Below are 14,293 nucleotides of genomic sequence, written 5' to 3' on the forward strand. Positions count from 1 at the left end.
GGGGGCACCCATGGGCCACATCAAGCTTACCAATGTGACCAAGTCGTTCGGCGCCGTCGACGTGCTTCATGACATCAACCTCGAGATCAAGGACGGCGAATTCGTCGTCTTCGTCGGCCCGTCCGGTTGCGGCAAGTCCACGCTGCTGCGCATGATTGCCGGGCTCGAAAAGCCGACCGGCGGTGAGCTCGCCATAGACGGCAAGGTGGTCAACGACGTGCCGGCGGCCGATCGCGGTCTTGCCATGGTGTTCCAGTCCTACGCGCTCTACCCGCATATGAGCGTGCGCCAGAACCTTGCCTTCGGGCTCGAAAACACCCGCATGCCCAAGGCGGAGATCGCCGAGCGCATTGCCGAAGCCGCGCGTATGCTGGAGATCGAAGCCTATCTCGAACGCCGGCCCGGCCAGCTCTCCGGCGGCCAGCGCCAGCGTGTCGCGATCGGCCGGGCGATCGTTCGCCGCCCGGTCGCCTTCCTGCTCGACGAGCCGCTGTCGAACCTCGACGCGGAACTGCGTGGCTCGACCCGCGCCGAGCTTGCGGCGCTGCATGCCCGCCTTTCGGCAACGATGATCTATGTGACGCACGACCAGGTGGAGGCGATGACGCTTGCCGACCGCATCGTCGTGCTTCGCGCCGGGCGTATCGAGCAGATTGGCACGCCGCTCGAACTTTACAACAAGCCGGCAAACCGTTTCGTCGCCGGCTTCATCGGCTCACCGCACATGAACTTCCTCGAAGGCACGCTGGAGGCGGCCGGCTCGGACAGGGCTGTCGCGACGCTCAAGGGCGGTCACCGCCTGGAGGTTCCGATGGCGGGCGGCGTGGCGGCAACCGGAACGCCCATCACGCTTGGCGTGCGCCCGCATCACATAACGCTCGATGCGGGCGAAAACAGCATTCCGGCGAAGATCCGCCTCGTCGAGGCGCTCGGCTCCGAAACCGTGCTGCACGCCGACGTCGCCGGCCAGAAGCTGCTGGTCGTTGCTCCCGGTCAGCACAACCTTGCGCAGGGCGACGACATCCGGCTGTCGCTTGCGGCAGCCCCCATCCACCTCTTCAACGACAAAGGGCTTCGCCTTGAACGCGCTGTTTGACCTCGCCGGCAAGACCGCTCTCGTCACCGGCGCCCGCACCGGCCTCGGCCAGGGCATGGCCTTGGCACTGGCCAGGGCCGGCGCCAACATTGCCGCGATCGGCTCGTCGCCAATGCCGGAAACGGCAGCGCTGGTCGTGGAAGCGGGCGTGCGCTTCCACCAGCAGACCGTGGATCTTTCGAGAAAGTTCAATGCGACCAACGTCATCTCCGAGGCGGCCGCGGCCCTCGGCGGCATCGATATCCTCGTCAACAATGCCGGCATCATCCGCCGCGCCGACCTGCTCGATTATTCCGAGGAAGACTGGGACAGCGTGCTCGACGTCAACCTCAAGGCAGCCTTCCTGCTGTCGCAGGCGGCCGCGAAGCACATGGTTGCGACCGGACGCGCCGGCCGCATCGTCAACGTGGCCTCGATGCTCACGTTCCAGGGCGGCATTCGCGTGCCGGCCTATTCCGCCTCGAAACACGGCATTGCCGGCCTTACCAAGGCGATGGCCAACGAACTGGCGCCGCGCGGAATTACCGTCAACGCGATTGCGCCCGGCTACATGGCGACCGACAACACCGAAGCGCTGCGCAACGATCCCGACCGCAACGCCCAGATTTCCGCCCGCATCCCCGCCGGGCGCTGGGGCACGCCGGATGATCTCGCCACCGCCGTGCTGTTCTTTGCCGCCCCGGCCTCCGGCTATGTCACCGGCACGGTGCTGCCGGTCGACGGCGGCTGGCTAGTTCGATAGATTGTACCCATGTAAATTTCTCGCGAACGCCTGCAGACGCTTCTCGGTCTCGCCAAAACAGAGCTCGTGCTGGAGGCGTGCGAGACGGAAGAGCAAGGCTCCCACCTTGTCGAGAGGCTGCGCTTCCGCAGCCTTCGCAATGGAGCCGAGATCCGCGGTTTGCTGACACGACCGCCCGGCAACGACGGGCCTCGACCGGCGATCCTCTACGCCCACGCCCATGGCGGACGCTACGAGATCGGTGCCAGCGAGTTGCTCGAGGGCCGGCCGGCGCTGCTCGGCCCGCCCGGCCCCCTTCTGGCAGAGCATGGTTTCGTCACCCTTTGCATCGATATGCCGACATTCGGCGAACGCTCCACCGTCACCGAGAGCGCCGCGGCGAAGGCGGCCCTCTGGTACGGTCGCACGCTTTTCGGCCAGATGCTCGCCGAGCAGGAGGCGGCGCTCACCTGGCTTTCGTCGCGCGACGATGTCGATGCCGACCGCATCGGCATGACCGGGATTTCGATGGGTGCGACGCTCTCCTATTTCCTGGCAGCGCTCGATGAGCGCATCGCGGCAACCGCGCATCTCTGCTCCTTCGCCGATTTCGCATCACTCGTCGAAACCGGAGCGCATGATCGGCACGGCCACTATCTCACCGTGCGCGGCCTGCTCGCGGAGACATCGACCGGCGCAATCGCCGGGCTCGTCGCGCCGCGGCCGCAATTGGTCTGCGTCGGGCTCGACGATCCGCTGACGCCGCCGCCGGCGGTGGAGCGCGCCTATGCAGACACGCTGGCCGCCTATCGGGAGGCCGGCGCCGAGGGTGACGTATCTTTGGTTGCAGAACTCGGCATCGGCCATGGCGAAACCAGGACCATGCGCGACGCGGTTCTCGCGTTCCTCACCCAACACCTCGCAGAAACCGGCAGCAACTGACGCGACCCCGCCGTCATGATCACGCGGAATGGCGGAGCCGCCGGGCTTAAAGCAGGCGGTCTGCGCCGCCGTTTCGCGCTTCTTCCACCGGCTCGATCAGGATTTCGTGATGTCGCGTTCACGATCTTTCAAACATCGAAAGCAACCCCTTCGAGAATCACAAGAAAGCGAGTATTCTGAAGGAACTTTGCGAATGGGACGCCGTTTATTCGAATGAGCGAGCCGATAAGCAGCGATCCCCGTCTCAGCCAGCGGCCGCGGGAGAGCATGATGCAAAAGAGCGAATGCGACGTCTTCGATCTCTTCTCGGAGATCTATACCAGTGCAGCGCAAGAAGAAATCAGCCTTCAGGAATACCTCCTCGCATGTCGTGATGACAAAAGCATGTATGCCACCGCGCAGGAGCGGATGGTCACAGCCATAGGTAACCCGACCCTGATCGATACGAGCGCGGACGAGCGCCTCGGTCGCATCTTCTCCAACCGGACCGTCAAGATCTATCCATCCTTCGCCGACTTCTACGGCATGGAGGACACGATCGAGCGCATCGTCGGTTACTTCCGATACGCAGCGCAAGGGCTGGAGGAGCGCAAGCAGATCCTCTATTTGCTCGGCCCCGTTGGCGGCGGCAAGTCGTCTCTGGCCGAGCGATTGAAGAAACTGATGGAGCAGCAGCCGATCTACACGCTGGCGGTCGGCGGCAAGGTGAGCCCCGTCTTTGAATCACCGCTCGGCCTCTTCCATCCCGACCGCATGGCCGATCTGCTCGAAGACAAATACGGCATCGGCCGACGCCGGCTGACCGGCCTCATCTCGCCTTGGGCGACGAAGCGGCTCGACGAAGTCGATGGGGACATCTCAAAGTTCAGCGTCGTCAAGCTGATGCCGTCGCGGCTGCGCCAGGTGGCGATCGCCAAGACGGAGCCCGGCGACGAGAACAACCAGGACGTTTCCTCGCTGGTCGGTAAGGTCGACATCCGCCAGCTCGAAAACTACAGCCAGGCCGATCCCGACGCCTATTCCTATAGCGGCGGCCTCAACCGCACGACGCAAGGCTTGCTCGAATTCGTCGAGATGTTCAAGGCGCCGATCAAGGTGCTGCATCCGCTTTTGACCGCAACCCAGGAAGGCAACTACAACGGCACCGAAAGCTTTGGAGGCTTCCCCTATCAGGGCATCGTTGTTGCGCACTCGAACGAGTCCGAATGGCTGCAGTTCAAGAACAACAAGAACAACGAGGCTTTCCTCGACCGCATCCTCGTGGTGAAGGTGCCTTACTGCCTGCGCGTCACCGAAGAGCGGCAGATCTACGAGAAGCTGCTGCGCGAAAGCGAACTGACCAAGAGTCCCTGCGCGCCGGAAGTGCTGGAAAGCCTCAGCCGCTTCACCGTCTCCACCCGCCTTGCCCGTCACGAGAACTCGCCGCTCTACACCAAGATGCGGGTCTATGACGGCGAGAACCTGAAGGACACCGATCCCAAGGCGAAGTCCGTTCAGGAATATCGCGACGCCGCCGGCGTCGACGAGGGTATGACCGGCATCAGCACCCGCTTTGCCTTCAAGGTTCTGTCGGAAACCTTCAACTACGACACCAAGGAGGTCGCGGCCGATCCCGTGCACCTCATGTATATTCTGGAACAGGCGATCCGCCGCGAACAGTTCCCGAAGGAGACGGAAGCGAGCTACCTCGACTTCATCAAGTCCGAGCTGGCATCGCGCTATGCCGAATTCATCGGCCACGAAATCCAGAAGGCCTATCTCGAATCCTACAGCGAATACGGCCAGAACCTGTTCGACCGTTACATCGCCTATGCCGACGCCTGGCTCGAAGATCAGGACTTCAAGGACCCGGATACCGGACAAATCCTCAACCGGGAGATCCTCGACAGCGAACTGTCGCAGATCGAAAAGCCGGCCGGCATCGCCAATCCCAAGGATTTCCGCAACGAGGTCGTCAAGTTCACCCTGCGCGCCCGCGCCAAGAACCATGGGCGCAACCCCTCCTGGACGAGCTACGAAAAGCTTCGCGATGTGATCGAGAAGCGCATGTTTGGCCAGGTCGAAGACCTGCTTCCGGTCATCAGCTTCGGCTCGAAGAAGGACAGCGCATCCGAGAAGCAACATGCCGAGTTCGTCCAACGCATGACCGAGCGCGGCTACACGGAGCGTCAGGTCCGGCGACTGGTCGACTGGTACATGCGGGTCAACAAGGCGGGCTAACGATGCCGAAGGGGATTGAGCCGAAGCAGGGGATTGGTATATGCCGAATTTCATCGACCGGCGGCTCAATCCGAAGGATAAGAGCCTCGGCAATCGACAACGCTTTCTGAAGCGGGCCCGCGAAGAGCTCAAGCGGGTCATCAAGGATCAGGTCAAGTCGGACAGGATCATCGACGTCGACGCCGCGCATGGCGTGCCGATGCCGACTGATGGTGCCAGCGAGCCCACGTTCCAGCCGTCCCGCGGCTCCGGCGAACGCAACTACGTGCTTCCCGGCAACAAGGAGTTTTCGGCAGGCGACCGCCTGCCGAAACCGGAAGCGGGTGGCGGTGGCGGCGGCAAGGGCAAGCCCGGAACCGGCGAAAGCGACGATGATTTCCAGTTCATCCTGTCGCGCGAGGAAGTGCTGGATTTGTTTTTCGAGGATCTGGAGCTGCCCGACATGGTCAAGCTCAGTCTCAAGGAAACGGTCACCTTCAAGCCCCGCCGCGCCGGCTTCGCCACGGCGGGAACGCCGACGAATATCAATGTCGGGCGCACGATGCGCAACAGTTTTGGCCGACACCTGGCACTGCACCGGCCGAAGGAGAAGGAACTGACCGCGGTCACCGACGAGATCGCGCAACTGGAAGTGGAGCCGGAGCCGACGGCGAAGAGCCGACAGAGGCTCAAGGAACTGCGGGTCGAGCTGGAAAGGATCGAGAAGAAGCGGCGGCGCATCCCTTACGTCGATCCGGTCGACATCCGCTTCAACCGCTTTGAGCAGCAGCCGCTGCCGAACGCCAACGCCGTGATGTTCTGCCTGATGGACGTCTCGGCCTCCATGGGCGAGCGCGAGAAGGACCTCGCCAAACGCTTCTTCGTGCTTCTGCACCTGTTTTTGAAACGGCGCTACGAACGCATCGACATCGTCTTCATCCGCCATACGGACGAGGCGCGCGAAGTCGACGAGGAGACCTTCTTCTACAGCACCCAGAGTGGCGGCACGATCGTATCGACGGCGCTCGAAGAGATGATCAGGATCGTCGAGGACCGCTACCCCTCGCAGATCTGGAACATCTATGCGGCCCAGGCCTCCGACGGCGACAACATCATTGGCGACAGCGAACATTGTGCGGCACTGCTGCGGGAAAAACTCACGAAGCTCTGCCAGTACTATGCCTATGTCGAGATCATAGACGAGCGCGAGACGGAAATCTTCGGCTCGACGGACAACGGCACCGCGCTCTGGCGCGCCTATCGCACGGTGGACGGCGAGAAGTCGAATTTCCAGATGACCCGGATTGCGAAACCCGCCGACATCTACCCGGTCTTCCGCAGGCTTTTTGCCCGGCAGCCGACCGTACGCACACGGAAATGAGGGGGAGACCGGATGGCAAGACGCACGACCTCAGGTCTCCTGTTCCAGGGGTCCGACTGGAATTTTGCGACGCTGTCGCGCGCTTACGACGCGATCGAGCAGGTCGCGCTCGGAGAAATGGGCCTCAGCGTCTACCCGAACCAGCTGGAGATCATCACTTCCGAACAGATGCTCGACGCCTATTCCTCAGTCGGCATGCCGCTGATGTACCAGCACTGGTCCTTCGGCAAGCGCTTTGCCTATGAAGAGCATCACTACCGTAAGGGCCACCGCGGTCTTGCCTATGAGTTGGTGATCAATTCCAATCCCTGCATCACCTATCTCATGGAAGAAAACACCATGGCGATGCAGGCGCTGGTTACCGCGCATGCCGCTTTCGGCCATAACCACTTCTTCAAGAACAACTATCTCTTCCGCCAGTGGACCGATGCTGGTGCGATCCTGAGCTACATGGATTTCGCCAAGAAATACGTGACCAAATGCGAGGAGCGGCACGGCACTGCCGCCGTCGAAGCCATTCTCGATTCCGCCCATGCGCTGATGGACCAGGGCGTTTTCCGCTACCGCCGCCCGCCCCGCCTCTCCTCTGAAAAGGTGCGCGAGAGAGCGCGTGAAAGGCTGGAATATGAGGAGCAGACCTATAGCGACCTGTGGCGAACGCTACCGCAGGTCGCCGAGAACCGCGACCCGGCCGAGGCTGAGCGCGACGCCTCCGAGCGCAAGAAGGTGCTCAACCTGCCGGAGGAGAACCTGCTCTATTTTCTCGAAAAGCACAGTCTGATCCTGGAGCCCTGGCAGCGGGAGCTGCTCAGGATCGTGCGGGTGATCGCGCAGTATTTTTCACCGCAGCGCCAGACGAAGGTCATGAACGAGGGGTGCGCCACCTTCGTGCATTACACCATCATCAACCGGCTCTACGACCAGGGCAGGATTGGCGAAGGCCACATGCTGGAACTGTTGCAGAGCCATTCCAACGTCGTCTTCCAGCCGGATTTCGACGACCGGCGCTACCCGGGCATCAACCCTTACGCGCTCGGCTTTGCGATGATGCAGGATATCCAGCGGATCGCCACCGAGCCGACGGAGGAAGACCGCGACTGGTTCCCCTCCTTTGCCGGCAATGGCGACTGGATGGAAACGCTGCGCGACGCCTGGGCGAACCATCGCGACGAGTCCTTCATCCTGCAGTATCTGAGCCCGGCGGTGATGCGCAAGTTCCGGCTGTTCCAGCTCTCAGATCGCTCGTCGGATCGTTTCGTCGAGGTTGCCTCGATCCACAACGAGCGCGGCTATTCCGCGGTCCGTTCGGCGCTCGCCAACAGCTACGACGTTGCTGCCAACCAGCCGGACATCCAGGTGATGGACGTCGATCTGCTCGGTGACCGGCAATTGCGGCTGCAGCACAATGTCAAGCACGGTATCCTGCTCGACGAGGGCAGCCGCGACGCGACGATGCGCCATATTCGCCATCTCTGGGGCTATGAGGTGAGCCTCGCCGGCGTCGATGCCCAAAGCGGGCGCACGGTGTACGAGTGCTCGACGGCAAAATCGTCCGAGTGAACGGATAAAAGCCGTGCGTCGTGGCCATCATTAGAATTGGTGGCAGACATTAGAATTATTGGGCCATAAAGACGCACCGCCGCGGGACCCGGTTGAGGCGCAGCTTGCGTTGAACTGCACTGTGGCGGACGTTCAGCCTGCGATAACGTCGGGCGTGGCCGGCAAGGCCGCTGCCTCCTGCTCGGCCGCCGCAGCGAGCCAATCGTGGAAGGCGGTCATCGCCGGCGTGACGGGACGCGATTTCAGCCGCGTCAGCCAGTAGCTTCCCATCGAGGTATGAACGTCGAAGGGCTGGCGCATCGTGCCGTTCGACAGCAGCCGCGAGAACATCAGCGGCGGCGCCAGCGCCACGCCAATCCCCTGGGCCGCTGCCTCCATCATCGCCAGCGAACTATCGAAGACGATGCCCTTGAGCAGGGGCGCCGGATAGGCGATGCCGGCTGCATCGAACCAGGTCACCCACTCGTCGGCCCGATAGGACCGGAGCAGCGTTTCGTCGAGCAGATCGGCCGGCGTCTTCAGCCGCTCGGCGATCTCGGGGATGCAAAGCACGGATAGCGGCGCCTCGAAGAGCCGCGTCGCCTCGATATTGTGCCACGAGCCGCCGCCGAAGCGTATAGCGAAATCCAGCCCCTCGGCCGCCATATCGACGCGGTTGTTGTTGGTGGAGAGGCGAACGTCGACAAAGGGATACTTCGCCTGGAAATCCGCGAGCCGCGGCAGCAGCCAACCGACCGCAAACGTGCCGACGGCGCCGATCATCAGCACTTCGCGAATATGCCCCGCCTCGAAGCGGTCGAGCATGTCCGCCATCCGGTCGAAGCTATCGCGCAGAACCGGCAGCAACGCCTCGCCCTCCGCCGTGATCATCAGCCCGCGCGGCAGCCGCTTGAACAGGGTCACGTTCAGGCGGTTTTCGAGAAGCTTGACCTGATGGCTGACTGCAGCTTGCGTAACGCAGAGCTCGATTGCCGCGCGCGTAAAGCTCAGATGCCGCGCCGAGGCTTCGAAAGCGCGTAGCGCATTGAGCGGAAGATATGGCCTGACCATGAATGCCCTAACTCACCTAATGGGTCTCGCAAATAAACGTGGTTTGTTGCGTAAGCACAATCCCTTTACGGTGAACTTTATCGGCGGTGCGTGCCGTTGCCCGGAAGCCGCCAACTCAGGAAAGGCGCGGTCAGCCGCACCGCTTTCGGAGACCTGATCCATGCGCCGTTTCATCTGGCCCTAGCGGCCGCAGGCACCGTCACCGAGCCAACGTCCGCGGACGTAGGCGCACCCCGATACTCCGCTCCGCATGCGCTGCCCGCCCCACGAACACCCGTGTCGGCGACGCTGCCTGCTGCCATGAAGGTCCGCTCTGCCCGTTATGAAGCTCCTCGTAAATCTGCTCGGCACATGCCTCAATCTTACTGTCGTCGTCGCGCTGGCCGCCGCCGCGCTCGTCGCAGCCCTGACGCGAAACCTGCCCGATCACCGCACGCTCGCCAACTGGGAGCCGGCGGTGACCAGCCGCCTCTATGCCGCCGACGGCACGATGGTCGCGGAACTCGCGCGGGAACGCCGGCTGTTCCTGCCCATCGCCACCATCCCCGCACGCGTGCGCCAGGCGTTCCTCTCCGCCGAGGACAAGAACTTCTACACCCATCCCGGCATCGATGTTGCGAGCATCGGCACGGCGCTCTTTGCCAATCTCGCCAACTACGGCTCCGGTCGCCGCATGATCGGCGGCTCGACGATCACGCAGCAGATCGCCAAGAATTTCCTGCTGACGTCGGACCGGACTGTGGAGCGCAAGCTGCGCGAGGCGATCCTTTCGCTGCGGATCGACCAGACCTATTCCAAGGACCGCATCCTCGAACTCTATCTCAACGACATCTATCTCGGGCGCGGTGCCTATGGCGTGGCGCAGGCAGCGCTCACCTATTTCGACAAGCCGGTCAGCGAGCTCTCGGTCGCGGAGGCAGCCTTCCTCGCAGCCCTGCCGAAGGCGCCCAACAATTACGACCCGGACCGCCAGGCGGAGCGGGCAACCGGCCGCCGCAACTGGGTGATCGACCAGATGCGGCAGAACGGCGTCATCGACACCGCCGCCGCCGCAAAGGCATCCGCTTCCTCGCTCGGCGTCAGGCAACGCCAACAATCGCCCGCGGTCGCCAGTTCCGACTATTTCACCGAGGACGTCCGCCGCCAGCTCAACGCCCGATACGGCGATGCTGCCCTTTATACGGCCGGCTTCTCCGTGCGCACGACGCTCGATCCGCGATTGCAGGTCGCCGCCATGACGGCGTTGCGCAAAGGCCTCGTCGCCTATGACCAGGCAAAGGGCTACCGCGGCCCCGTCGCCAGGCTCCCTTCGACCGGAAACTGGGCGCCGGCGCTTGCCAGGCTCCAGCCGCTCGCCGACGTGCCGGAATGGCGGCTCGGCGTGGTGATGGCGACCGACAAGGATGGAGCAGAGATCGGGCTAAGGCCGACGGTCGCGGAACGAAGCGGTGCTCTTGGCACCAACGAGACGATCCGCCTTGGCCGGGCGGGCATGGCCTGGGCGCTCTGCCGCTCGGCCAAGGCAAAGCGGGGCTGCGCCGCGGGACCCGACGGGGCTCTGGCGCCCGGCGACGTCGTATATGTGGAAAAGGCGGGCGACGGCTACTTGCTCCGGCAGCCGCCGCTCGTGCAGGGCGCGCTCGTTTCCATGGATCCGAACACCGGCCGGGTGCTGGCGGTCGCCGGTGGTTTTTCCTATGCCCAGTCGGAATTCAACCGCGCAACCCAGGCCTATCGCCAGCCGGGCTCGTCGTTCAAGCCCTTCGTCTATGCCGCCGCCCTCGACAACGGCTATGCGCCGACGACGCTGGTGATGGATGCGCCGATCGCCCTTGCCGACGGCGCCGGGCGAATGTGGAAACCGAAGAACTACGACGGTCGCTTCAGCGGTCCCTCGACGCTGCGCGTCGGGCTCGAAAACAGCCGCAACCTGATGACCGTGCGCCTTGCCCGCCATCTCGGCATGGATCTGGTCGCCGACTACGGCAAGCGTTTCGGCATCTATGACGAGCTGAAGCCTTACCTGCCGATGTCGCTCGGCGCCGGCGAAACGACGCTGCTCAGGCTGGTCTCGGCCTATGCGGTCATCGCCAATGGCGGCAGGGCCGTCACGCCTTCGATGGTCGATCGCGTCCAGGATCGTTACGGCCGCACGATCTTTCGCCACGACCAGCGCAAGTGCGACGCTTGCAACGCCTCCGACTGGACCGGCCAGGAAGAGCCCATGCCCGTGGACGACCGCGACTACGTGCTCGATCCGATGACAGCCTATCAGGTCACTTCGATGCTGCGCGGCGTTGTCGAACGTGGCACCGCTCGAAATGTCGGCTCGCTCGGCGTGCCGATCGCCGGCAAGACCGGCACCACCAATGACGAGAAGGACGTCTGGTTCGTCGGCTACACGCCCGATATCGTCACCGGTGTCTTCCTCGGCTACGACACGCCGAAGCCCATGGGCTACGGCGAAACCGGCGGCGGCCTCGCCGCACCCATTTTCATCGATTTCATGAAGGTGGCTCTTGCGGGGCGGGCCGCGGCCGATTTCCACGCGCCAACAGGCATGATGGTCGAGGCGATCGACCGGAAGAGCGGCCAACCGGTCCCGGCGGGCACGCCGGGTGCCATTCTCGAATCCTTCAAGCCGGGCACTGCCCCTTGCGCCGGCGGCTGCCCGGTCATCGACGGCTTCGAGACGGCGAGCACATCGGCCACGGCCGATGCGGACCTTACGCCCGAACAGCGGGCGAAGCTTCTTACCAACAGCAACGGACTTTATTGAGATGGCACGCAAGGCTCAGCTCCGGCCGGATCCCCGCGGCCGCCTTCTCCTCGTCATCGGCGCGTTCGCGCTCGTCTTCGGCCTCATGCTCGCGCGTCTCGTCCAGCTCGGCGCCGCCGACTACGAGCGCACCGGCTACATACCGCCGCCGCCGTCGCTCGGCCGTCCCTCGATCCTTGACCGCAACGGCAATCTGCTGGCGATCGACGTGCCGAGTTCCGGGCTTTACGCCGAGCCTCGACTGATCGTCGATGTGGACGAAGCAGTCGAGAAACTGACAGCGATCTTCCCTGATCTCGACGGGCGCGACCTCTATCGTCGGCTGAAGAGCGGTGCGGCGTTTGCCTGGATCAAGCGGCAAGTGACGCCGGCCGAAGAGCAGGCCGTCTGGAACGCCGGCCTTCCAGCGATCGGCTTCCAGCGCGAGAAACAGCGCTTCTATCCCAACGGCACGCTTGCCGCCCACGTGCTCGGCGCGGTCGATATCGACAATATTGGCATCGCCGGCATCGAGCGCTGGATCGAGGGCCAGGGGCTGGAGGTGCTGCGCCAGAGCGGCATGGATCTCTCCCATCGCAACCTCGAGCCGGTGAGCACGACGCTCGATATCCGCATCCAGCATGCGCTCGAGGTCGAGTTGCGCAAGGCGATCGCCAAGTTCAGCGCCAAGGCCGGGGCCGGCTTGGTGCTCGACGTCACCAATGGCGAGATCCTGGCGCTCGTTTCTTACCCGGATTTCGACCCGAACCTGCCCGTGGACGCGCTGAAGCCCGACCGTATCAACCGCATCGCCGCCGCCACCTTCGAGATGGGCTCGACCTTCAAGGCACTGACGACGGCCATGGCGCTCGATTCCGGCCAGTTCACGCTCCGCTCCGTCATCGACGCCAGCAAGCCGCTCGCCTTCGGCCGCTTCCGCATCAACGACTACCGCGGCCAGCATCGACCGCTGACGGTGCCGGAGGCCTTCATCTATTCGTCGAACATCTCGATGGCGAAAATGGCGATATCCGTCGGCCCGGAGAACCTGCAGGCATTCCTGACGCGCTTCGGGCAGACGTCGCGGCTGACGACGGAACTGCCCGAAAGCGCCCATCCACAATTGCCGCGACGCTGGGGCGAGATCGAAACGGCGACCGCCTCCTACGGCCACGGCATCGCCGTGACGCCGCTGCAGGCGAGCATCGCGGTGGCGGCGCTCGTCAACGGTGGGCGCCTTATAAGGCCAACTCTGATCAAGGGTGCGGCGCTCGACGAACGCATCATCGCGCGCAATCTGATCAAGCCGGAGACCGGCGAGTCGCTGCGCTATCTGCTGCGGCTCAACGCCAAGACCGGCTCGGCAAAGAAGGCGGAGGTCAAAGGCTATTTCATAGGCGGCAAGACCGGCACCGCCGAAAAGGTGGTCAGCGGGCGCTACTCGAAGGAGCTGAACATCACATCCTTCATGGGCGTCGTTCCCGTCGACAATCCGCGCTATCTGCTTCTCACTTTGCTCGACGAGCCCAAGGGTCTGAAGGAGACCTATGGCTTCCGCACCTCCGGCTGGAATGCAGCACCGCTGGGCGGCGCGGTTTTCGAACGGATCTTGCCGATGCTTGCGCTCATGCCCGATTTCGAAATCGCAGACGTCAGCTTCCCCGAGATCAGCAGCCAGGGCGCCTTTGGCTCCCAGCTCTTTCCGTCTCCGACGAACACAGGCGAGCGCAACAGCGGCGCGATCGACGGAGCGCTTTGATCCCTGCCGCCGCGGCAGGCAATGACGCGCGAGCCGGCAACCGAACCGTCGGCTATGCTTCAAGGAAAGCGCGGGAGAAACCCGGTTCGGTCACTTCGATCGTTCCATCCGGGAGCTTCAGAAAGCGCTCGATGGCGGTGCCGTAGGTTCGCATCCAGCCGTCGAGCATCGCAGCCGCGCCGTCGAGGTCGCCGGCCTCCTGTCGCTGCAAGGCCTTGTGCATCACTTTGGCGACACTCAGCCGCAGTTGCAGCAACATCAGGGCGGAAGCTTCCGGATCGGGCGCATCGAGCGTTCCGTCCGCGTGCCCACGCCGCAGCATTTCGGCGACCAGCGGCAGGCTGACGGCCATCAGCGCCTCGTCGATACGATGATAGAGCGCGACATTTTCGGGCTTGAAGAGGGCGTTGAAGCTGTTCTTCAGCTGCGGCGCCATGTCGAGCTTCAGCCGCCGCGAGCCGGCGAAAAGCGCATTCAGCTGGCCGACTGCATCGAGCGACGGATCTTCGAAAAGCGGCTGCAATTCCTTCAGGTTCCGCTCAGCCAGGCGGGTCGCGACCGCCTCCAGCAAGGCCTCCTTCGAAACGAAATAGTGGTAGAAGGCGCCCTTGGATAGATTGGCCTCGCGGATGACGTCGTTGACCGTCGTATTCTCGTAGCCGTGCAGAAAGAACAAGCGCTCGGCGCAATCGATCAACTCGTTCGATCGGACTTCCGGCAATTTCTTCGTTCTGACCATGAGCGCTCCCAGGACGGCGGCTTAGCACGGGTTTGCGGCGCGGTCCACGACGCTCCTGAAGGTCGAGGAAATCGGCAGCCTTGAAACA

At 63.5% G+C, this 14,293-nt stretch carries 10 protein-coding genes; 8 read left to right on the forward strand and 2 right to left on the reverse strand.

The features are described 5' to 3' along the window. Positions 1 to 10: 10 nt before the first annotated feature. From AC3WVQ_RS27915 to AC3WVQ_RS27940, 6 genes are all read left to right on the forward strand, one after another. Positions 11 to 1,096, forward strand: coding sequence for an ABC transporter ATP-binding protein (locus AC3WVQ_RS27915; protein WP_112771351.1), 1,086 nt, complete (start codon positions 11 to 13; stop codon positions 1,094 to 1,096). Further along, positions 1,080 to 1,838, forward strand: coding sequence for a 2-dehydro-3-deoxy-D-gluconate 5-dehydrogenase KduD (kduD, locus tag AC3WVQ_RS27920; protein ID WP_268088143.1), 759 nt, complete (start codon positions 1,080 to 1,082; stop codon positions 1,836 to 1,838). Before AC3WVQ_RS27915 ends, kduD begins: the two co-directional genes overlap by 17 nt. A 159-nt stretch (positions 1,839 to 1,997) precedes the next feature. Beyond that, positions 1,998 to 2,759 (forward strand): alpha/beta hydrolase family protein, encoded by a 762-nt coding sequence (locus tag AC3WVQ_RS27925; RefSeq protein ID WP_492383276.1) that lies wholly within the window; start codon positions 1,998 to 2,000, stop codon positions 2,757 to 2,759. Between the two features lie 270 nt (positions 2,760 to 3,029). Then, a complete protein-coding gene (locus AC3WVQ_RS27930; protein ID WP_058329685.1) occupies positions 3,030 to 4,979 on the forward strand; it encodes a PrkA family serine protein kinase in 1,950 nt (649 codons plus the stop codon). Positions 4,980 to 5,019: 40 nt separating this feature from the next. Next, a complete protein-coding gene (locus AC3WVQ_RS27935; protein WP_268088141.1) occupies positions 5,020 to 6,339 on the forward strand; it encodes a YeaH/YhbH family protein in 1,320 nt (439 codons plus the stop codon). Positions 6,340 to 6,351: 12 nt separating this feature from the next. Further along, a complete protein-coding gene (locus AC3WVQ_RS27940) occupies positions 6,352 to 7,899 on the forward strand; it encodes a SpoVR family protein (protein ID WP_268088140.1) in 1,548 nt (515 codons plus the stop codon). 132 nt (positions 7,900 to 8,031) lie between these two features. Here AC3WVQ_RS27940 and AC3WVQ_RS27945 read toward each other — a convergent pair whose 3' ends face one another. Beyond that, complete coding sequence (locus AC3WVQ_RS27945; RefSeq protein ID WP_051659435.1) at positions 8,032 to 8,949, reverse strand: LysR family transcriptional regulator; 918 nt, start codon at positions 8,947 to 8,949, stop codon at positions 8,032 to 8,034. A gap of 322 nt (positions 8,950 to 9,271) precedes the next feature. On the opposite strand from AC3WVQ_RS27945, the gene AC3WVQ_RS27950 reads away from it, so the two are divergent. After that, the gene (locus AC3WVQ_RS27950) at positions 9,272 to 11,728 is read left to right on the forward strand and encodes a penicillin-binding protein 1A (protein ID WP_268088137.1); all 2,457 of its coding nucleotides are present in this window, start codon (positions 9,272 to 9,274) and stop codon (positions 11,726 to 11,728) included. A gap of 1 nt (position 11,729) precedes the next feature. Continuing rightward, entirely contained in the window at positions 11,730 to 13,466 is a 1,737-nt protein-coding gene (locus AC3WVQ_RS27955) for a peptidoglycan D,D-transpeptidase FtsI family protein (RefSeq protein WP_492383277.1), read from the forward strand. Between the two features lie 52 nt (positions 13,467 to 13,518). On the opposite strand, the gene AC3WVQ_RS27960 is transcribed toward AC3WVQ_RS27955, so the two are convergent. Continuing rightward, positions 13,519 to 14,205, reverse strand: coding sequence for a TetR/AcrR family transcriptional regulator (locus AC3WVQ_RS27960; protein WP_268088134.1), 687 nt, complete (start codon positions 14,203 to 14,205; stop codon positions 13,519 to 13,521). Between the last annotated feature and the right edge of the window lie 88 nt (positions 14,206 to 14,293).

It is taken from the genome of Ensifer sp. EB106-05-01-XG146 (assembly GCF_058791875.1).

What these genes read in the sequence shown, in the direction of transcription:
- AC3WVQ_RS27930 (WP_058329685.1), top strand. Translation starts at nt 3,030, where the DNA reads ATGCAAAAGAGCGAATGCGACGTCTTCGATCTCTTCTCGGAGATCTAT.
- AC3WVQ_RS27955 (WP_492383277.1), top strand. Translation starts at nt 11,730, where the DNA reads ATGGCACGCAAGGCTCAGCTCCGGCCGGATCCCCGCGGCCGCCTTCTC.
- AC3WVQ_RS27935 (WP_268088141.1), top strand. Translation starts at nt 5,020, where the DNA reads ATGCCGAATTTCATCGACCGGCGGCTCAATCCGAAGGATAAGAGCCTC.
- AC3WVQ_RS27960 (WP_268088134.1), bottom strand. Translation starts at nt 14,205, where the DNA reads ATGGTCAGAACGAAGAAATTGCCGGAAGTCCGATCGAACGAGTTGATC.
- AC3WVQ_RS27945 (WP_051659435.1), bottom strand. Translation starts at nt 8,949, where the DNA reads ATGGTCAGGCCATATCTTCCGCTCAATGCGCTACGCGCTTTCGAAGCC.
- AC3WVQ_RS27915 (WP_112771351.1), top strand. Translation starts at nt 11, where the DNA reads ATGGGCCACATCAAGCTTACCAATGTGACCAAGTCGTTCGGCGCCGTC.
- AC3WVQ_RS27940 (WP_268088140.1), top strand. Translation starts at nt 6,352, where the DNA reads ATGGCAAGACGCACGACCTCAGGTCTCCTGTTCCAGGGGTCCGACTGG.
- AC3WVQ_RS27950 (WP_268088137.1), top strand. Translation starts at nt 9,272, where the DNA reads ATGAAGCTCCTCGTAAATCTGCTCGGCACATGCCTCAATCTTACTGTC.